Below are 19,866 nucleotides of genomic sequence, written 5' to 3' on the forward strand. Positions count from 1 at the left end.
ATGCCTAGTGGTACTACATCAAAACAAGGAACATTCAAGAAAAATTTTTTGCATCTGGCAATCTATTTTCTCTATTCTAATATATACAAACTCTTTAAACCCACCTTGTAATCAGGATAAACTAGAGAGACACCAAGGTCTTTTTTAATTTTAGTATTGATTACTTTTTTTGACCCTAAATAAAAACCCCGTGCGTAATTTGGTACGGAAGAAATCTCAACTGGCTCTGGAGGGCTAATATTGAGAAGCTCGGCTGCATACGTGACCACTTCAGATTGCGTAGCAGGTAAATCATCTGCACAATTGTATATCTCATAAGGCTTTATATTTTGCATGGAAGAAAATAAAATATTAGATATATCTTCAACATGAACACGAGAAAAAATTTTTTTCACATTTCTTGCTTTGCCAAGCTGCAGGTCAATTAGCGCATTTCTACCAGGACCATATATCCCAGCCAAACGAAAAATATGTACAGGCAATTTGCTACTTAGCCACTTCTTTTCAGACTCAAGGCGCTTTTCTCCTCTAATTTCTATAGGCTTTGTTTCAGATTCCTCATTCACCCAATTACCACAGTGGTCACCATAAACATTAGTTGCAGACAGATAACCAAGCCATTTAATATTCTCCAGACAATGACCGTATCTCTCCATAACATCATCGCCGTCTGGAGGAATAGAAACTAAAACATGTGTTACGCTTTTAAGCAGATCTTGATCAACCTTTTCATAATCAAAAAGTTGTATATCTTTATTTCTTGATGTACCGTTAACTTTCCAGCCTAAATTTAGCAATTTTTTCGATAGAAATTTAGCTACATATCCGTAACCAAAGCAAAACAAGTGCATGGAAATTAATTTCCAAAATTTTTCTTGATAAACTCAACCCCTAACCTTATTCCTTCTTCATTAATAATATGGCCTAATCCATGAATTGGGTATCCTTGAGCGTTTACTCCATTTTCTTTCAAAGCTTTAACCGCTAAATCAAGGGAAGAAAAAGGTACCACATCATCAGCGTCACCATGAATAACACATATGCTGGGTTTTGATTTGATCTCCGGTGCAATTTTTGAAGGTGAAAGAAACCTACCAGAATATGCAATAACCGATGCACAAGACTGAAGCCGGGTAAGAGCTACATGCATTGCAAGCATTGCCCCTTGAGAAAATCCAACTAAAGAAAGCTGAGTATCTTTTAAATTAAGCTCCTTTAATTTTGTATCAATAAAATGATTTACAATTGATGCAGCATTTTTCACCCCATTATATAGTGCTTCTTCACTACGATCCTCTAAACTAAACCACTGATAACCATCACCTATTTCCCTCTCAAACGGAGCATTCGGTACCACAAAACATGAATCGGGTAAAAATTTGCTCATAACTTTAGCAAGGTGAGCGAAATTATCGCCACTTGAACCCCAACCATGAAAAAAAATAATCAAATTTTTCTTATTTCCATTTGGACAAATTTCTTGGCTTTTAAGTTCAATCATCTCTTCATCCCTTTATGTTTATATTTACGGTAATACTAAATTTGAGGAACAAGACCTCACTACTGCTATAGCTCTTTGATATGAATAAATACTACTTAGCTTCAACTTTCTCTATCAATTTCTTGACCATGCCTCTCAGTCTTCTGCTAGAATCATCAAGCTCTTGAATTTGTGAAGCATCTTTTCTCATGAGTTCTTTGTGATTACTCTTTATGTAATCATACATTTCCTTCATCTGAGCGATCATCTTGTTGATATCCATACCACCCATATCAGGTATCATGCTAGGCATATTTCCTTCTAGCATACCACCAGCCATAAGTTGCTGAGACATTTGCATGAATGGCTTTAAGGTCTGTTGAAGCAAATTAGGGTCGCTTGCCAATTTTTCTATTTGCTCTTTGCAAGTATCCATGTACTGCTTCATAAATTCATCATCTTGCATTTTATCTGTCATAATTACACCTATTTGAAACTAATATTATATATTGTTTTTAATTAAAAACAATACAAGAACAACTATATTAATACTTTATTAAATGACAAATTAACTATTTTAAAGATTCACATACTCTCTTTAACCATTCCTTATCTTTTATGCCATTTTCTATATTTTTATAAACAAATTGGTGATAGCTATTTATCCATTTAACTTCATCTTCAGTAAGCATTTGTATATCTATTAGCTTTTTATCATAAGGAACAGAGGTCAATTGTTTAAAGCTTAAAAAGACGTTTTCTCGCCTTTCAATATACATCAGATTCTCAATTCTTATTCCATACTTTCCTGGAATATAATAACCAGGCTCGTTAGAAAGTATCATGCCTGGAATGAGTTCCACTTTATTTCCTCTTGATATTGCTTGCGGTCCTTCGTGTACCGAAAGGTAACTTCCTACTCCATGTCCTGTACCGTGCATGTAATCCATTCCAAATTTCCATAAATGTATACGCGCTAATATGTCCAATTCTCCACCAGTAGTGCCAGAAGGAAAGACCGCACTTGCTATCGCAATGTGAGCTTTTAATACTATTGTGTAGTGAGCTCGTTGCTCATTGGTTGGACTACCAATTGCTATAGTTCTTGTAACATCGGTTGTGCCATCAAGGTACTGACCACCAGAGTCAATTAAATACAGCCCATCTTCTTGAATGACTTTATTTGTCTTATTGCTTGCACGGTAATGAATGATTGCTCCATTCTCGTTGAATGCTGAAATTGTTGGAAAACTCGGTTGCTTAAACAAATTCTGCTCTTTTCTGTATTCTAAAACTTTTTCTTCAGCTTCAAGCTCAGTAATTTCACTGTCAATATTGTTTTCAAGCCAATATAGAAAATTTATAACTGCTACTCCATCTTTGATGTGCGCACTTATAGCTCCAGTTATTTCAGTTTGATTTTTTACTGCTTTGTGAATCAAACAAGGATCCTCCTTCTCAATTATCTGCTTATTTTCTATTAGACCTCTTTCATTACTTATTGTCATCCCAGTTCTTGACACTGGGATCCATGCTTTTTTATTTCTGGTCAAGCACTGGAATGACACCGAAGCTGATTTTTCATTTAAATAATGGTTATACAAGGGATCTATTGCATTCATAATGCTCATTGGAGTCGTGCTTGGATCTATCACCACCAAATTTAACTTATGTAGTGAATTTTCTAGCTCACTAATATCAAAAACATTTATATGGTTATCAAAATTTGCTTCTATAGTTGAATGTTCTTTATCTTGAATAAATAAATCAACATTGGCATTTTTATACAATATAGCACGACCCAATATACAAGGAGTATATTCAGAACTTTCATTTCTTAAATTTAATAACCACGAAATTGAATTTGGATCAGTCAGAAGCACTGCTTCAGCCTCTATGTTTTTAGCTACTCTTTCACATTTATCCTTACCACTCTCACCAGATACATGTGAGACTATTGTTTGTGCTTTATGACTACTATCTTTTTTAATTAAGTATGGTACTAGTTTACAAATGCCTTCATATTTTCTTATGTCCTTCATAGTAAAATATTGCGGATAGTAACCCAGTGAGGTAGTCAATGTTAAGTTTGCTTTTACCCATTTGTGTGGATCCTCTTCTTGTATATTATATACTCGAAAACTGCCCTGATCGAGCTGACTGCGAGCTTGTGTGATATAGCGTCCATCTGTAAAAAATGGGCACTTATTACTCTTTGTAACGATAAGTAGCCCATTTGTTCCCGTGAAGCCACATAACTCTGCTAACTCTTTTGAATATTCATTTAAATACTCGTCTTTAGTATTCAACATAAATGTATCAACATTTATTTCGTGCATAAAAGAGCGAAATTCTTCGATTTTTGACATGTTACGCAGAATTAGCAGCTATTTTCGTTTTCTTATTCCTAAGGTACACTAATATGCTAACTATCGCTGCTGGAGTGATACCTTGTATTTGCTTCGCAATACCAATTGTTGCTGGCTTTATTGACTGCAACTTTTCTATCACTTCAGTTGACAAGCCTTTAATCTGTGAGTAGTTGAAATTAGTTGGAATTTGAGTATTAACTTCCTCTTGTAGAAACTTCATATCTGCTTCTTGTCTTACTAAATAAGGCTTGTATTTTGCTTCAATTGCAACTGCTTCATATATTTCATTCTTGGCTATGCTATCAGTTATAGTGTTATTCCAGCACATAACGCTGGAATCTACATTTTTTTCAGTGTCAACTGCATCCATTCTATCATTATTCAAGTACTGGACCCCAGTGTCAAGCACTGGGATGACAGGAAGAGGTGCTTTGGTGTTATGCAAGTAGCTGACACTGGAATCCATGTTTAACTCTGGCCATATTTCTCGTAATTTATTCCAGTCAATATTTGGATAACCGAGCAAATCTAGTGCTGTTTTTCTTATCCCGTCATAAGATATTTTAATACCATAGGATCTAAGCTGTTCAGGGGTAATTGTCAGACTCTTCATCTTTTCTTCAAGTTGCTTAATGGATTTAAGTTTACTCTGCAAAATAGAGTATCTCTCATGCGATACAAGGGAAATGTCATAACCTTTTTGTGTCAATCTTCTATCTGCATTATCTGACCTAATCGCCAGCCTATACTCTGCACGTGAGGTAAATAATCTGTAAGGCTCAGCAATCCCCTTAGTGACCAGATCATCTATCATTACACCGATATACGAATCTGTACGATGAAGAACAAAACTTTTTTGAGATAAAGAGAGTGATGCATTGATTCCGGCAATAATCCCTTGTCCTGCTGCTTCTTCATATCCAGTGGTACCATTAATTTGACCAGCAAAATATAGTCCTTTAATTTTCTTAGTTTCGAGAGTATGAAATAGCTCTCGTGGATCGATATAATCGTATTCAACTGCATATCCAGGTCTTAATATTTCTGCATTTTCAAGCCCTTTTATACTCTTTATCATTTCATACTGCACTTCGATGGGCAATGAATTTGAAATTCCATTTGGATATATAGTGTTATCATCAACCCCTTCTGGTTCTAGAAATATTTGGTGACTGTTCTTCTCTGCAAATTTTTTAACTTTAACTTCAATCGATGGGCAGTATCTTGGTGCAATAACGTCATCTAAATATGAAGAAGCCGATCTGTGAAGATTCTCTCGAATTACTCTGTGTGTATTTTCATTAGTATGAGTAATGAAACATGGAACCTGAGGCTGATTAATTTTCTCTGTCAGATAAGAAAACGGTGTAGGTGAATTGTCACCCACTTGTTCTTGTAATCCTGACCAGTTTATAGTGCCACGATTGAGTCTCGGTGGAGTTCCAGTACGTAACCTACCCAATTTAAAGTCATACTTCTTTAGCGTATTTGCAAGCTCTATTGCAGGTTTATCTCCCATTCTTCCAGAAGGAGTTGTTTGCTCTCCTATATGAATCACACCACGTAAAAAAGTCCCTGTAGTCAAAACAACTCTGCTTGTCAGTATACGTTCACCTGAGTCTGTTATTACAGCTTTTATATAAGATTCTCCATTACTATCACTTTCGATAAGAAAATCGTCAACTGACTCTTCTTTTACTGTCAAGTTGTTATAATTTAGAATAATTCCCTGTATTGCTTTTTTGTATAATTTTCGGTCTGCCTGTGCACGTGGGCCCCATACCGCTGCGCCTCTGCTGCTATTTAAAACGACCGAGTGTATACTTGCTCGGTCGATAGCTCTTCCCATTATTCCATCAAGAGCATCAACTTCCCTCACCACAACACCCTTTGCAACTCCTCCAATTGCTGGATTACAAGACATCTCTCCTATAGTTGAAATTTTGTGAGTTATAAGTAGTGTGTTTGCACCAAGGCGAGCTGAAGCTGCGGCTGCTTCACACCCGGCATGACCTCCACCTACTACCACTACGTCGTACTTATGCATCTTCTTGAGTAATTTCTACTCTATAATATTCCAACTATCAGTGATTGATGTCAAACTTTACAGATTACAACATTGCACACTAACTTAGCTCAAACTGCCGTCTCTCTCGCAGAAAAAACTTTTTCAACTTTGGGAAAGATGATACTTTTATTAACTTCTTCTTCCTGAGATATTTTGACATATGTAGAATCTGCAATCGAAATTGCACTTACTGCAGATTTCATTGCTGTTTCATCTACACAATGCACTAAAGATGTAGCTACATAAAACCCAATAATTGTTGATATTAGCCCTGTTGTTGCACTTACTAAGATAATCACTGTTACTACTGGATTAGGAAGAACAGCAATCACACTTGCATTAAGCACTGCCCCAATCATAGTACTTATAGGTATAGCCATACCCAAAAAAATTGCTATTTTTCCATGATCTTCCTCAATAGAATCTCTTTTGCAAAACTTATATAGCAAACATCCTACATGTAAAGCTGCAATCAATGCTGGAGCCATAGAACCAGCAATTGCACCTATGGCTAAAGGTGACGAAGCGTTAAAACTCAACCACCAAGCTAATACTCCTAGTGCTGACACTATACTATAAGCTAACAAACAAATATACATACAATCCCTCTCACTAATTAATAGGCATTTTTACTCTAAATCGCAAACTTCCCCTCCGCCATCTAAATACTAGAGCAACAAGGAATGCTAACGGCCGTGCAAAAATATCTAATGTTTATATTTATGTAAAGTGGAAATTTTTAGTGGGGCGAGCGACCAGGATTGAACTGGCGACATTCAGTACCACAAACTGACGCTCTACCAACTGAGCTACGCCCGCCAAGGTATAAAATTTTTAACATACGAGCACAAATAGTCAATTGATTATTTAAGCTACCTCCTTTTGCAGAGGGTTTAAATATTTTCATTCATGCTTTTATCATTATACTCAATCGTATTGACACCGTGATATGTTTAAAAGTATTTTCACATTTAGTTTTTTTACAGCTATTTCAAGAATTTTAGGGTTAATAAGGGATGTATTGATTGCTGCGATTATTGGTGCAACCTCTCTTGCAGATATATTCTTTTCCTCGTTTCGCTTTGCTAATCTATTTAGAGCGTTTTTTGCAGAGGGAGCATTTACTACCTCATTCATACCATTATACTCTGCAGAGTCATATGATAATAAAAAGGCATTTAATTTCGCAAGTAGTGTAATATCCATTACGTTTATTATTCTAGTAATTTTTTGCCTTATCACACAAACCTTCTTCCCTTACATGATCAAAATCTTCACTCCTGGATTTGACCAAAATAAATTTACCTTTACTGTAACTTTGTCGAAAATTATGATGCCCTACATAATCTTCGTGTCAATCGCATCACTTATTGGTGGAATGTTGCAAGTAAAACAGCATTTTGCTTCAACAGCTATTTCACCAATCATTTTGAACCTCTGTTTAATCATCAGTTTGTTTTTACCTTACATTGAAACACCGGCTCATAACCTTTCTATAGCCGTCTTGATTGGAGGGATTTTGCAGCTACTTTTAATAATATTTAGTGCATACAAATTAAAGGCTTTCTTTTCTTTTAGTTTAGAATTAAGTAACGAAGTGAAGTTGTTTTTCAAGCGTGTAATACCTGCAATTATCAACAATTGTGTAATACAAATAAGTGTATGGATTGACACAATCATGGCGAGTTTTATACCAAATGCAGTTTCTTATATATATTATGCCGATAGACTAAATCAACTACCGCAAGGAGTAATTGGCACTGCAATTGGTACAGTACTTCTTCCTCTGATTTCAAAACGAATAAATGATACTGAGAATATAGTTAAAATACAGAACAAGGCCCTTAATATAGGGTTAATATTAATTATGCCAATAACTGCTGCTTTTATCATTATTCCTGACATAATTTTACTTACGCTTTTTTCTTACGGCCGATTTGATTATTATGCAGTGCAGCAAACTGTTCCTACATTAGTAGCATTTTCTCTTTCTTTACCCGCATTTATTATAAATAAAGTATTGCTACCCACATTCTTTGCTAGGGGAAAGCTAAAAATACCAACTATGTTCTCATTAACGTGCCTTGTAATTAATGTAATACTAAATCTCCTATTAATGAACAAATACCAACATATAGGAATTGCTATTGCTACTTCCATTTCCACTTGGATAAATTCTATTTTATTGATTAATTATTTAACAATAAATAAGATGTATAAGATTAGCCAAGCATTATTACTAAATATTGTAAAAATTCTCACTGCAACATTGGTTATGTCAATAGTTCTTTATCTCTCTAATTACTTATCAGCAGGGTTGTTTTTCGATAGAGGGCTGGCTCGTATTGTTTATTTAGTAACTTTAATAGCTTTGAGTGTTATTATTTATTCTAGCACTCTTTACCTAATTTTTAGAGGAAATTTGAATAATTTGAAATATGTATAAATTACACCCTTTGTATTGCTATATGTCATTTCAGCTACTATTCCAATATCCACTCCTTTCATCCCAGCACCTATTCCTGTCATCCCAGTGCTTGACACTGGGATCCAGAAATTTTGTTGATTATATAATCTGGAAAACCTTATTTAAGTCACACTGGATCACAGTGTCACACACACAACTGTATGAGTGTTGTGGTTTGAGAGCAATTTCCACTGGGAACTCAGTGCTCATCAGACCAGCTTCTCATGTAAAAATGCTGTGTTTTAACATAAGAATAGCTACTTTTTTGCTAATTAACTTAATGTCTAATCAAATTTCCTGGATCCCAGACTGGGATGACAAGAAGAGAAGGGATACTGGAATGAGAGGTCTATTATGAAACTTTCTTTATACGCCATATCATCAATCTTGTTTCTATTAATTCTCATGCACGTTGCTGCAACTTTTAAGGATTGGAGTGGCTACAGAGAATATATCGTAAAAGAGTTAGAGAAGACGTATGATGCTAAAGTACATGTTGGAGGAAAAATTGAAGTTTCGCTCATTACTCCAAAACTTACTATTCACAATGTATATGTACAATATAACAAAAACAAGGAACAAAAATTATCAGATTTAATTAGTGCAAAAAAAATTGAAATAAGGCCATCGTTGTTTTCATTTTCATTGCAACCAAAGTCAATTTCATTTTTGGGCATGAAAAGCAACAAAGAAAATTTACTTAATATTATAAATACGAAAGCCAATGATAATATAGTTGATATATTAATAAAGGACAGCCAAATAAGTTTTAACGCCGATACTATTAACATCAAGGAAGTTGCTATAAAAAAAAATAAGCAGTTTTTTGGTGAAGTACAGATTGGTGACAACAATTACGATTTTTCTGGAAAGGTTAATATCACAAAAAATAATGTACACATTAGTGTTGATTCAAATTTTGCAAATTTGCTATTTAAAGGTAATAGAAATCAACAGGGTAATTTAATACTGACAATCAATAACAGTTCCGGTTCTGTGAGCAATTTAGCAAAAATCATTAATCTTAGCTTCCTTTCTTATGTGATTCCCAGCGAAAATATTGAGATATCATCCAATATCAATCTCAATGAAAGCGAGTTTACGGCAACTGATTTAAAAATTGAGTCCAAAAGCATGCAAGGCACTGGTATAATACAAAATGATAGAAAAAGTGATCATACTAATATCAATATTAGTTTTAGTAAAGTCGACCTAAAAAACGGCTCACACAAAACAACAGATATGAAGGGTCTTTTAGAATCTTTTAGAGAGGTTGTGCCAAAGAACCTGAGCTTGGATTTTAATATGGAAGCTTCAAATATTCAATATCAAAACAGGATATTGGACAAATTTCATGCTACGCTAAAATTTGCTAATGGCGAAATAAACGTTGATACTCTTCTTCAGTTTCCTGGAACCAATAATATATCTCGCTTATCAGGAAAAGTTTCAAACAATGGCAACTTGTCTGAATTTAATGGTGATATATTGATAAAGGGTGAGTCGTTCATTTCACATATTTTACCTTCTATCAAGATGCAAGAAAGAGAGAAAAGTCAATTTACAGCAAGTTCTAAACTATATTTAGCACCTAGAATATTATCTCTTTCAGATATCAGATTGCTAAATAACAAAGAATCTTGGCAAGGATCAATTAAGGTAAATCACACAAAAAAACACAATATGATCGATAGCAAATTTAGCATACATAACATTAATATAGATAAATATGATTATTCATTATTCAGCAAAGTGCAATGGCTGAAAAATCTTAAGTATGATGTAAATATAAGAACTAGTGTTAAAGATTCTATATTCAATGGTACAAAAATTGAAGATTTGGATTTTGCATTAAAAATACAAGAGAACAAGCTAGTTGCAGATAAAATAAAGTTATTCGGAGAAGATTTCGACATTACCGGTAGTGTAAAAATATTAGTGGATCAAAAATACACTAAGCCTTTATTAGACGTAAACCTTACAGGTAATAAATTTAATGGAAATATCTTTAAATTACCAAAACTATTAGAGGTAAAAAGAAACTCAAGAAATGAAATAAATCAAATTCAATGGTCAACAAAGCAGCTTAATTTTTTAGATGAGAAAGGAGATTTTGATGCAAACGTGCAAATCAAAACTACAGAATTTAAAATTGGGCAAAACGTCTTAAAAGATTTTAACTTGGATACAGTGATAAGAAACAACACTATCACTATCAAACAGATAAGTTACATACTAAAACATGGACAAATGTTTTTTCAGGGTTATCTAAAAGCAGGCTCAATTCACACAAAATTTTCTATTGCAAATTTGGACACCAAGGAAGTTATAGGAGTTAATAACATAAATGGCAAGATAAGCTTAAGTGGTGAAATCAAAACTCAAGGGACAAGCTTTGATGATTGGGCTAGTAACTTATCAGGAAATGTAAACTTTCAAGCACAGAAAATAGAGTTTACAAATGTGGATTTTAATTCATTCATCACTAAGTTGTTAAGCAGTAAGAATAAACCTGAAATTTCCAAGCTTGCTTACGTTGATATATATAATGGCAGTACGCTTTTTGAAAATATTAATGGAAAAGTAAGTATTAACAGTGGTGTATGTTCAACTAGTTCACAGTTTAGTATCGATCAAGCATCAGGTTCTATTTCTTCTAATTTAATCTTATCTAATTTCTCCTTAACTTCTATATTCAGACTCTTTTTCATACTACCAAATCATAATAGTCCTCTTTATATCGAGGCACACTTAGATGGCCCTATTTGGTGCCCTAAGATGAGTTTTGATGTAGACCAAATTTACAACACCTTAGTTAGCAAGCAAAATAGTTAACTCATTTAGATGTAGGATTTAAGGGACCATCTGTCTTTAAGTTAGACCTTAGTAAAAGATGTTCTAATCTCACCAATGATAAAACTGATTGATTGTTTGTACCTGCTCAATGCTTGCATCGCTGCAGCTTGTACTTGGACTCTCTGTCTCTCCAAGCAATAAACGTGTTATCTCCCTATAGTCTTTGAGAACAGATAAATGTAAAACAGTAACACAAGAATTACTTGATATATTAATATTTGCTCCTTTTTCAAGCAATAATTTTACCATACTTGTGTGGCCTGAATGAACAGCATGGTATAAAGGAGTATAACCGAAACGATTTCTTACATCAATAACTGCTCCTTTTTTAAGCAATAATTTCACTTGCTCTAAGCGATTTCTTTTAGCAGCGTAATGTAAAGGAGTTTCACCATTACGATCTGCTGCATTAATATTTGCTTTGCGTCTCGATGACAATTCTATATGAGGAAGAGTAAATAGAGAATTACTTACTGAATTTCCTTGTTCTTGATACATAAAATACCTCCAGTTTATTACAGCTTAGTATAAATATCTACACTATATAAATATCAATTCAACTTATCACCAGGGTAATGGTAAAACTTTCTCCTTTTATAATGAGCATAGGCCTGTGTACATTACTCTAATTATGAGCTTGAGCAGCTGCTTGAAGTTGTTCAGCACTTGGATTATCCAAATTCTGACTTGGAATAGCTGCTTTACTTTTATCTAATAAATCCCTTCTGTCCGATGCCTTATCAAATTGGCTTACTATTGTATCAGCGTGTTCAGGAAATTCTGATATATATTCCAATGCGTCAGAACATCTTATTTCATCATATTCTCTATCAGACAAATAACCTGCTAATTTATTCTCATCAGTCTCTCGCAGAAACTGATATAATGATATAGTGCTGTTACTAAGTTTAACGTCCTCCATCCTCTTCTTATAAGAATCCCAAAATTCGGACAATTCACTATTGTTAACAATACACTCTGGTTTCGTTGTGATACCACTATGTAACACAGCATATGCAATTATAGTTCTTATTAGCGTCGGCTTATCGCAATACGTATCACTAGCTACAATAGATAAAGGAGTCATTCCTTTATTGTCTACTGCATTAACATTTGCCCCTTTCTTAAGCAGCAATTTTACTAATTCCTCACGACCGTAATGAACTGCAATATGTAAAGAAGTTTGCCCGCGCATATCTACTGAACTAATATTTGCCCCTTTCTCAAGCAGCAATTCTACTAACTTCTCATTATCATACTTAAGTGCAAAATGTAAAGGAGTCATACCCAAATTATCTATTGCATTAACAATTGCCCCTTTCTTAAGCAGCAATTCTACTAATTTCCCATTATCACACCTAACTGCAACATGTAAAGGAGTCTCCTCTTCCGCAGATGTTACTGCATTAACATCTGCTCCAGCTTCTATCAACTCCGTAATTTGCTGTATATTCACTCCTTGAGAAGAATTTATTAATAGCTTATTTAATTCCACTTGTTCTCTTTCATTCATAATTTTCCCCGCAATTTCATTATAATTAATTTAATATGTAAAAAGAATAATATCAACCCAATTTATCACCACCGGGTAACGGTTGCAAGCCAAAAGCTTCTCTTTTTTCATTGAGCGTCATGAAGCTTGCGTTTTCTACGTATTTCCACATCTTTTGCCTTTTTTCCATTAGAATTTCTATTGCATCTTTGTCGTATGACAAACATAAATCTTTACCAAATTTTGGCACTAGCCAAGAATTCAGGTAACAAATAATATTTTCTAGCGTTGGTAAGACTGTCTGTTCCCAAAGGGAAAGACGTGCTTCAACTAAATTACTGTAAGTGTTATCACCTGGTATGCCAAGCAACTGCGGTGGAACACCAAAAGCTAGCGCAATATCGCGAGCTGAGCTATGCTTGGATTCAATAAAATCCATATCCCTTGGTGATAAGCTCATCTCCTTCCACTCTAAGCCTCCTTCAAGCAATATAGGTCTCCCAGCGTTGACATGACCTGAATAATGATCATTTATCTGCGCTTTTAAGCGTTGGTACTGCTCTTGACTTAAGTTTCCAACGCTTCCATCCTTTTCTGATTTCACAACTATTGCACCACTTGGTCTTGCTCCATTTTGCAGCATTGCCTGATTCCAAGCACCAGCCTGATTATGCTGATCTATACTATATGCAGCTGCCTCAATTGGTGAAAGTCCATACCAATCATTCAAAGGGTTAAAGGTTTTAAGATGCAGTACTGTTGAACGCCCAGTCAATTTATCAACTTTAAAGTCATAACTGTTGTTATTTACGGTATAACGATAGACATAAGGAACGTTATTTCTTCCTGGAATAATTTCAACTCTATCGGGGCGCAGAAGATAAAGCTCTGTTGGTTTGTTCTGCGCCTCAATCATCAATACATAAGAATTGCCATTAACTAATCGATAAGTCACAATCCCCTCAATAAATTCCGATTTTGATGTCATTGGATTAGGAGAATAAAGTAATTTTAGTAAAGGATGTGTTTTTAGTTGTGACTTTCCCTGGTCAGTAAGCTGGCAGAGAATAAAAGGTACCGAAGATGCAGCACTTGTGATCATATTAATTGCTCGAAAGGCAATGACATTTTTTATGTAGACTTCCTCAGCAAAACTTGCATAATCGCGCCTACTCCAACTTGGTTCCATCATTAGTTGCAAAGCAGAGTATTCACTGCTTTTCTTTCTTTGAAAAATGTTAAAATTCATATGTGCCTCCTGAAAATTTTGTTAAAAATTTGAAATTATAGTTGAATTAATATGAGCTGTTAGAATAGCTGAAACTGGTTCCTTTATGATGATGTCATCCCAGTGCTTGACACTGGGATCCAAGAATTTAATTGTAGATAGCGCACTTAACTGGTGAGCATAGCTGTTTTATACTAGAATGAACATCTGTGACTAGATTGTATGAAAAGCTGGATCCCAGTGTCAAGCACTGGGATAACAAGAGAAGGGCTCCAGGTTACGATAGTGCCATTCAAATAGCTCCATGTTTGTCATTCCAGTGCTTGACACTGGAATCCAGGAAAATAGAATCACACGCAAAGCTACTTATTTCAAAAACAGTATTTTAAACTAATTTTTCCTCGAACACAAAGCCAGCACGTGACAAAAAAAAAGAAGAATGGATCCCAGTGTCAGCTACTCGGATGACAAACATGGACTACTTCAACTACACCATCGTAAAGAAACCAGAAAAGCTGTTATCAAAGCTGAAGCTCTCCTTGAAATCCCTCAACTTTTGGGTTGTTAATTTTGCTATTGCAGCTACTCATTGCATAAACATTAAGACAAATGTTTGTCACTATTCCAACAAGCATACACATTCCTGTAATCATTGCAGCTACAGTAAAAGCTGTGCCTAAGGTTCCACTTGTAAATATAGCTGCTATTAACGTTGGAACAAATAGACAGAATGAAGGTTTGATTACGTAACTATAAATCTTTTCAATTCTATCGAAATTTTTCAATGTTCCAGCAAGATCTTTCAATGGACCAGTAAGATTTCTTGCCATTTTAACCTGGGTTTCTAAGTTTTGCTTAAAGTAATCACTAAAACTAGTACTTGGAGAATCGTTATCAAGAATTGAAAGAGAAAACATCTTCTGGGCTTTAAATTCCCCGTTTATGCACTTAAAATTCCTAACATTCAATATGGATCCATTAGTATACCTAAGGTTAAATTGCATGTTAGGATTCAATACATGATTTAAAGTGCTTGCCTTCCTATCTATTAAAGCTTCGAACTTTTCTTTGTTCTTATCATAGTAGTCAATGAAATCTTCCAACTCTTTTGATAGCTTTTCTAGATCTATTTTTATGCCATAGCTTCTCAATATGATCAGAAAGATATAAAAGTTTTGTAAACAACTTTTGGTGCCACTAAAGCTCAAATAAAATGACCTACCATGATCAATTTTTGCCCAGAGCTTTTCTTTTACTTTTTTACCTCCTGCATTTTCATATTCCTTTTCTATTACACCAAAATTTTCTGGTTGTGCAATATCAGCTTCTCCAAGCAATATTTGAGCAGCCAGTATTTTCTCAAAACCTTTTGCATCTTGGTAGTTTTTGCCTTTTTCTTTAAGATCCATTAATGTTGTAAATTTGTCCAAAAACTTTGATCTCAAATGAAGTTGCCCTTGATTTTTCTCTTGCTCAATGCGCTCTTTAAATTGATCATTACCATTAGCAAATCTTTCCTTTGGCAAATCGTTATTTGTTACCAATTCAACAATTGGAGCTCTGTCATATAAAAACAGCTTATATAAATCACCAGCAACATATTCCCTGATAAAATCAGCAATATTAAGGTCATCATAACATATATTGCTTTCTACCTGCTGCCATAATGGATCAATACGATTGTTTATTATAGAATCTGACAAATAAGGATTTTGCAATTTTGTAGCTTTTCTTGATCCTTTGTAAAAAGATTCTTTGAATTGTGCTAACTTAGACTGTTCTTCCTCTTTTGTAAGCGTATGATTTAGAACAGACTTAATCATGAAATGTGCTTTATCACCTTCATTGTTACTATACTCATGCTCTGCTTGAAATCCTGAGCTGCAGCCTGCTTCTTTCTCTCCTACTTTCTTGAACTAGCTTATAGGCTGAATTGTTCTATCATGGAAATGTTTTTCCAGAGTTTCTATATTTTCCTTTTTATTTTTCTTAGATTGTTCTTTTACTACTTCTAAATCTTCCTTCTTTTCCTTTTTAATCAAGTCTTTTACGAATTGATCCCATTGTTCTTGATTAAACTGACTCAATTCATTTTGATTTTCTTGTGTTGTACCTAACATAAAATTCTCATATAAAACTAACTAAAATATTTTAATTTAATACAGATATTAATTGTTTATTAATATATTGCTGAATTCAGTAATATATGTCAAGTCTTTCATTATCACCGGACAGTGGCAAATGCTTCCCTTTTCTCGTTATAAAGTTTACACGACTGTTACTTTTGCGTGGAAAGCTCACCAATAACCTAAACTTGCTTGAAAGCTAAGGTGCTTATTGAGTAATATAAAGCTTAATAAAAGAAATTGAACATGACGGAATGGCTAATATCTAACCAACTTGTTGATTATAACCATGCTATAAAATTCATGGAAGCAAAAATTCAACAAATTCACAATAATTTATCTGATGAGTTAGTATGGCTGCTCCAGCACCCTCCACTTTATACTGCAGGAATCGGTGCAACAGATGATGACATTATTGAAAAATTATTTCCTATATATAAAACAGGTAGGGGTGGTAAATATACATATCACGGACCAGGGCAGCGCATTATATACTTAATGCTAAACCTCAAAAAACGAAACAAATGTGACATAAAACTATATATCAGAGACCTAAGTAATTGGATCATAAATGTTTTAAAATACTTTAATATACTTGGGGAATTTAAGGAAGATAGAATAGGCATTTGGGTGAACAACAACGGAGTAGAAGAAAAAACAGCAGCTTTTGGCATTCGCTTGAGAAAATGGGTAACTTATCACGGCATAGCGCTTAATGTCTCTCCAAACCTTTCCCACTATGAGGGTATTATTCCTTGTGGACTAAAAGATTACGGCGTTACATCAATGGAAAAACTAGGAGTAAAAGTTTCTCTTTGCGAATTAGATGATATATTAAAGCGAGAGTTTCATAAGATATTTTAATGTATTCCTTTATTCTTTATTTTCTATGCCTTTTACTCACTAGTCCTGCAAATCAAATTGATATTATTGCTCCTTCTTCCAAGGGAAAAGAATCAGATCTGCCTACTATAAGAGAATACGTAAAAACTTTGGATTTTAATCCTCACATTTCGGAGAAAATATACAGTAATGACAACCCATTTTATTCTAACTCTGATGAGTTTAGAGCGAATGATTTGGTTAATGCGCTCACTGATGATAGCAAAATAATTTGGTGTATCAGAGGAGGAGAAGGGGCTTCTCGGCTAATTCCCTATCTAGAAAAGTTACCCAATGATAAAAAAGAAAGAATTGCTCAAAACAAAAAAATTCTTATAGGCTATAGTGATATCACTGCTTTACATATTTATCTGCAAGTTAAATATGACTGGCAAACTCTTCACGGTACCATGTTGGAAATGATAGTAAATAACTCTGTTGCTGAAACCTCTGTTGAAAAATTAAAAGAGTTAATTCTTAAGCAACGCAACTCTATCAGATTTGATAACCTAAAAATGATCGACAATGGCATTAGACTAAAAAATGGCAAATTAGAGTCTAAAATCATCGGTGGTAATATGACTTTGGTTGAAAATAGCATAGGAACTGCTTGGCAAATAAACGCAAAAAACAAAATTCTATTTTTAGAAGACATAAAAGTTTATCCATATTCAATTGAGCGCAGTCTAGATCACCTAAAACAAGCTCATATTTTTGATGGAGTAGATGCAGTAATATTCGGTGACTTTGTTAACTGTTATAATGATAATCTTGTTGAAATTGTAAAAGAAAGGTTTGCAAAAAGTGTTAACTTTCCAGTATTTACAATAAAAGGAGTAGGCCATGGACATATAAATGACCCTTTACCTTTCAACACTCACGCTACCATTATCGTTCAAGATGAGAAGGAGTTTATGGATGTGCAACAGTTATACAAGTAGCTTTATCTTACACTCCTTTCATTCCAGCACCTTCGTTGTCATCCTAGTATCCCCTCTTGTCATCCCAGTGCCTAGACACTGGAATCCAGATCAAGTACGGCTATTATCCAAATAACCCTTCGTTGTTATTCAAGCAGCCCCTTCGTTGTCATCCCAGTGCCCAGACACTGGGATCCAGGAACCTGCGTCACGCGCTGGAATATGAGTGTCATTCAAGTACTCCTTTTTCTGTCATCTAAGTAGCCCTCTTTGGTGTCATCCGAGTAGCTTAACACTGGGATCCATATATAACAAATCATGTAAAGATTGTAGGAGTATATGTCAAAAACAATATTTGTGATGAAATAGACTGGATGCCAGTGCCCAGACACTGGCATGACATCGTCATAAAGTGAAACAGCGTCACGCGCTCTACTATATAGCAGCTCCTCGCTGTTCATTTGTTGTTAAGACGACAGGCGGTTTTTCTACTTCACCCACTTTAGTACTAGGCTTTGACCACGCATATGTAGCATAACCAACTACCAGTGCTGCTGCAATTGCAACCACTGATATAACTATAGGTATCAACTGAGCTGCAATTATTCCAGTTGTAAAAAGTGCCACTGCTATGGCAGTGCCTAATAATATAGTTACTCCACCGGCAATCTTTCCTTTACGAGATGCTTTCAAAAAAGAACCTTCTCCTTTCTCTAACATAGCTTTTTTTACGTTTTTACTCTCAGCATAATCTAAAGAAGTCCTTTCATCTCTATCTACTGCATTAACATTTGCTTCTGCTGCGATTAAAGCATTTACTATATCTTCATCTACGCGGACATTCTCATGAGCACAATCCAACGGAGTCTTTCCATTTTTATCTACTGCATTAACATTTGCTCCTGTTGCAATTAAAGCATTTACTATGTTTACGTCTACGCGGAGATTCTTACGAGCACAATCTACCGGAATCTCTCCACCTTTATTTACTGCTTTAACATTTGCTCCTGCTTTGATTAAAGCATTTACTATATTTGCGTTCTTATTTAAAACAGCACAATACAAAGCAGTATTATCACAGAAATTTTTCGCATCAATATTAGCTTTATTTGCGATTAAAACCTCTACTATCTTTTTGTGATTATTCTCAGCAGCATTATGCAAAGCAGTCATTTCATATTGATCTACTGAATTAACTTTTGCTCCTTCTTTGAGTAAAACCTCTACTGTGTCTACGCGACCATTCAAAGCAGCATGATGTAAAGGAGTCCTTTTACATTGATCCACTGCGTTAACATTTGCTCCTGCTTGAATTAAAGCCTTTACTGTCTTTGTGTAACCATTCTGAGCAGCTATTATTAATAATGGAAGCTTTGAGTACTCTATCCCTGAAATATTTAAGCTAAATCCATGATTTACATCAAATTTACCTTTCTCCCATTCTTGATATAGACCTTGACCCTGTTCCTTTAGTTCTTCTTGTATTTCCTCAATTATATTATCTTTATTTAAGCCTTCCTTAACCTCAATCGTACTTAGTACTTTTTTCAGTAATTCATATTCTCCTGTCATAATTCTACCTTCAATATTAAACAATATGTTTAATTATTACATAATTATGATAAAAAGTCAATTCAAACAAGCTAATAACCGGGATTGTGAATAGTAAATTAGATTCAAGTAGCCTCTTTGGTGTTATTTCAGTGCTTGACACTGGAATCTAACTAAGTTGGTAAACACGAAAGCGCTTTTTTGACGGAATTGCACAAAAAAACTGGATTCCAGTGTCAGCTACTTGCATGACATCATCTTTTTTATCAGATGCATATGAAACCAGTGCTTTCTTGTCATCCCAGTACTCCTTATTCTTGTCATTCGAGTAACCCCTTCAGTGTCATCCAAGTAGCTGACACTGGGATCCAGAACAGGTAATAAGAAGCACTGAAATGACATCTCTATAGAACTCCTAACCAAT

16 protein-coding genes and 1 tRNA gene are annotated in these 19,866 nt (G+C 34.6%); 4 read left to right on the forward strand and 13 right to left on the reverse strand.

The genetic code is table 11. The annotated features are described in order from the left end of the window. Window positions 1-71: 71 nt before the first annotated feature. The 7 genes from BWZ41_RS06185 to BWZ41_RS06215 all read right to left on the reverse strand — a co-directional run bounded on the left by BWZ41_RS06185 (window position 72) and on the right by BWZ41_RS06215 (window position 6,739). Window positions 72-851, reverse strand: coding sequence for an SDR family oxidoreductase (locus tag BWZ41_RS06185; RefSeq protein WP_143689796.1), 780 nt, complete (start codon window positions 849-851; stop codon window positions 72-74). A gap of 5 nt (window positions 852-856) precedes the next feature. Next, window positions 857-1,501: an alpha/beta hydrolase gene (locus BWZ41_RS06190; protein WP_007302063.1), complete on the reverse strand. Its 645-nt coding sequence runs from the start codon at window positions 1,499-1,501 to the stop codon at window positions 857-859. A 91-nt stretch (window positions 1,502-1,592) separates the two neighbouring features. Beyond that, window positions 1,593-1,958 (reverse strand): hypothetical protein, encoded by a 366-nt coding sequence (locus tag BWZ41_RS06195; protein ID WP_143689797.1) that lies wholly within the window; start codon window positions 1,956-1,958, stop codon window positions 1,593-1,595. 94 nt (window positions 1,959-2,052) lie between these two features. Further along, window positions 2,053-3,849: an aminopeptidase P family protein gene (locus BWZ41_RS06200; protein ID WP_143689798.1), complete on the reverse strand. Its 1,797-nt coding sequence runs from the start codon at window positions 3,847-3,849 to the stop codon at window positions 2,053-2,055. Between the two features lies 1 nt (window position 3,850). Further along, window positions 3,851-5,899, reverse strand: a complete 2,049-nt coding sequence (mnmG, locus tag BWZ41_RS06205) for a tRNA uridine-5-carboxymethylaminomethyl(34) synthesis enzyme MnmG (RefSeq protein WP_143689799.1) — start codon at window positions 5,897-5,899, stop codon at window positions 3,851-3,853. A gap of 89 nt (window positions 5,900-5,988) precedes the next feature. Beyond that, the gene (locus BWZ41_RS06210; RefSeq protein ID WP_143689800.1) at window positions 5,989-6,519 is read right to left on the reverse strand and encodes a hypothetical protein; all 531 of its coding nucleotides are present in this window, start codon (window positions 6,517-6,519) and stop codon (window positions 5,989-5,991) included. A 144-nt stretch (window positions 6,520-6,663) separates the two neighbouring features. After that, window positions 6,664-6,739: transfer RNA gene (locus BWZ41_RS06215), tRNA-His, on the reverse strand. Window positions 6,740-6,869: 130 nt separating this feature from the next. Here BWZ41_RS06215 and murJ point away from each other — a divergent pair. After that, complete coding sequence (gene murJ, locus BWZ41_RS06220; protein WP_143689801.1) at window positions 6,870-8,366, forward strand: murein biosynthesis integral membrane protein MurJ; 1,497 nt, start codon at window positions 6,870-6,872, stop codon at window positions 8,364-8,366. A gap of 375 nt (window positions 8,367-8,741) precedes the next feature. Continuing rightward, on the forward strand, window positions 8,742-11,222 hold the full coding sequence (locus BWZ41_RS06230) for an AsmA family protein (protein ID WP_143689803.1): 2,481 nt from the start codon (window positions 8,742-8,744) through the stop codon (window positions 11,220-11,222). Between the two features lie 69 nt (window positions 11,223-11,291). On the opposite strand, the gene BWZ41_RS06235 is transcribed toward BWZ41_RS06230, so the two are convergent. The 5 genes from BWZ41_RS06235 to BWZ41_RS06255 form a co-directional block, all read right to left on the reverse strand. Next, complete coding sequence (locus BWZ41_RS06235; RefSeq protein WP_143689804.1) at window positions 11,292-11,741, reverse strand: ankyrin repeat domain-containing protein; 450 nt, start codon at window positions 11,739-11,741, stop codon at window positions 11,292-11,294. Between the two features lie 127 nt (window positions 11,742-11,868). After that, window positions 11,869-12,756, reverse strand: coding sequence for an ankyrin repeat domain-containing protein (locus BWZ41_RS06240; RefSeq protein WP_143689805.1), 888 nt, complete (start codon window positions 12,754-12,756; stop codon window positions 11,869-11,871). A 52-nt stretch (window positions 12,757-12,808) separates the two neighbouring features. Then, on the reverse strand, window positions 12,809-13,984 hold the full coding sequence (locus tag BWZ41_RS06245; RefSeq protein ID WP_143689806.1) for a phage portal protein: 1,176 nt from the start codon (window positions 13,982-13,984) through the stop codon (window positions 12,809-12,811). Window positions 13,985-14,484: 500 nt separating this feature from the next. Further along, the gene (locus BWZ41_RS08135; RefSeq protein WP_241653950.1) at window positions 14,485-15,786 is read right to left on the reverse strand and encodes a hypothetical protein; all 1,302 of its coding nucleotides are present in this window, start codon (window positions 15,784-15,786) and stop codon (window positions 14,485-14,487) included. Between the two features lie 93 nt (window positions 15,787-15,879). Next, a complete protein-coding gene (locus BWZ41_RS06255) occupies window positions 15,880-16,083 on the reverse strand; it encodes a hypothetical protein (protein ID WP_143689807.1) in 204 nt (67 codons plus the stop codon). A gap of 252 nt (window positions 16,084-16,335) precedes the next feature. Here BWZ41_RS06255 and lipB point away from each other — a divergent pair, with 252 nt between their 5' ends. Both lipB and BWZ41_RS06265 read left to right on the forward strand, forming a co-directional pair. Next, window positions 16,336-16,953: a lipoyl(octanoyl) transferase LipB gene (gene lipB, locus BWZ41_RS06260; RefSeq protein WP_143689808.1), complete on the forward strand. Its 618-nt coding sequence runs from the start codon at window positions 16,336-16,338 to the stop codon at window positions 16,951-16,953. Beyond that, window positions 16,953-17,912: an LD-carboxypeptidase gene (locus BWZ41_RS06265; RefSeq protein WP_143689809.1), complete on the forward strand. Its 960-nt coding sequence runs from the start codon at window positions 16,953-16,955 to the stop codon at window positions 17,910-17,912. Before lipB ends, BWZ41_RS06265 begins: the two co-directional genes overlap by 1 nt. A gap of 414 nt (window positions 17,913-18,326) precedes the next feature. On the opposite strand, the gene BWZ41_RS06270 is transcribed toward BWZ41_RS06265, so the two are convergent. Further along, a complete protein-coding gene (locus BWZ41_RS06270; protein WP_143689810.1) occupies window positions 18,327-19,463 on the reverse strand; it encodes an ankyrin repeat domain-containing protein in 1,137 nt (378 codons plus the stop codon). Window positions 19,464-19,866: the final 403 nt, after the last annotated feature.

The organism is Wolbachia endosymbiont of Nilaparvata lugens (genome assembly GCF_007115045.1).
Classification (GTDB): Bacteria; Pseudomonadota; Alphaproteobacteria; order Rickettsiales; family Anaplasmataceae; genus Wolbachia.

Excerpts from the sequence above, each read along its gene's own strand:
- BWZ41_RS06185 (WP_143689796.1), bottom strand. The coding sequence starts at position 851 with ATGCACTTGTTTTGCTTTGGTTACGGATATGTAGCTAAATTTCTATCG.
- BWZ41_RS06190 (WP_007302063.1), bottom strand. The coding sequence starts at position 1,501 with ATGATTGAACTTAAAAGCCAAGAAATTTGTCCAAATGGAAATAAGAAA.
- BWZ41_RS06195 (WP_143689797.1), bottom strand. The coding sequence starts at position 1,958 with ATGACAGATAAAATGCAAGATGATGAATTTATGAAGCAGTACATGGAT.
- BWZ41_RS06200 (WP_143689798.1), bottom strand. The coding sequence starts at position 3,849 with ATGTCAAAAATCGAAGAATTTCGCTCTTTTATGCACGAAATAAATGTT.
- mnmG (WP_143689799.1), bottom strand. The coding sequence starts at position 5,899 with ATGCATAAGTACGACGTAGTGGTAGTAGGTGGAGGTCATGCCGGGTGT.
- BWZ41_RS06210 (WP_143689800.1), bottom strand. The coding sequence starts at position 6,519 with ATGTATATTTGTTTGTTAGCTTATAGTATAGTGTCAGCACTAGGAGTA.
- murJ (WP_143689801.1), top strand. The coding sequence starts at position 6,870 with ATGTTTAAAAGTATTTTCACATTTAGTTTTTTTACAGCTATTTCAAGA.
- BWZ41_RS06230 (WP_143689803.1), top strand. The coding sequence starts at position 8,742 with ATGAAACTTTCTTTATACGCCATATCATCAATCTTGTTTCTATTAATT.
- BWZ41_RS06235 (WP_143689804.1), bottom strand. The coding sequence starts at position 11,741 with ATGTATCAAGAACAAGGAAATTCAGTAAGTAATTCTCTATTTACTCTT.
- BWZ41_RS06240 (WP_143689805.1), bottom strand. The coding sequence starts at position 12,756 with ATGAATGAAAGAGAACAAGTGGAATTAAATAAGCTATTAATAAATTCT.
- BWZ41_RS06245 (WP_143689806.1), bottom strand. The coding sequence starts at position 13,984 with ATGAATTTTAACATTTTTCAAAGAAAGAAAAGCAGTGAATACTCTGCT.
- BWZ41_RS08135 (WP_241653950.1), bottom strand. The coding sequence starts at position 15,786 with ATGATTAAGTCTGTTCTAAATCATACGCTTACAAAAGAGGAAGAACAG.
- BWZ41_RS06255 (WP_143689807.1), bottom strand. The coding sequence starts at position 16,083 with ATGTTAGGTACAACACAAGAAAATCAAAATGAATTGAGTCAGTTTAAT.
- lipB (WP_143689808.1), top strand. The coding sequence starts at position 16,336 with ATGACGGAATGGCTAATATCTAACCAACTTGTTGATTATAACCATGCT.
- BWZ41_RS06265 (WP_143689809.1), top strand. The coding sequence starts at position 16,953 with ATGTATTCCTTTATTCTTTATTTTCTATGCCTTTTACTCACTAGTCCT.
- BWZ41_RS06270 (WP_143689810.1), bottom strand. The coding sequence starts at position 19,463 with ATGACAGGAGAATATGAATTACTGAAAAAAGTACTAAGTACGATTGAG.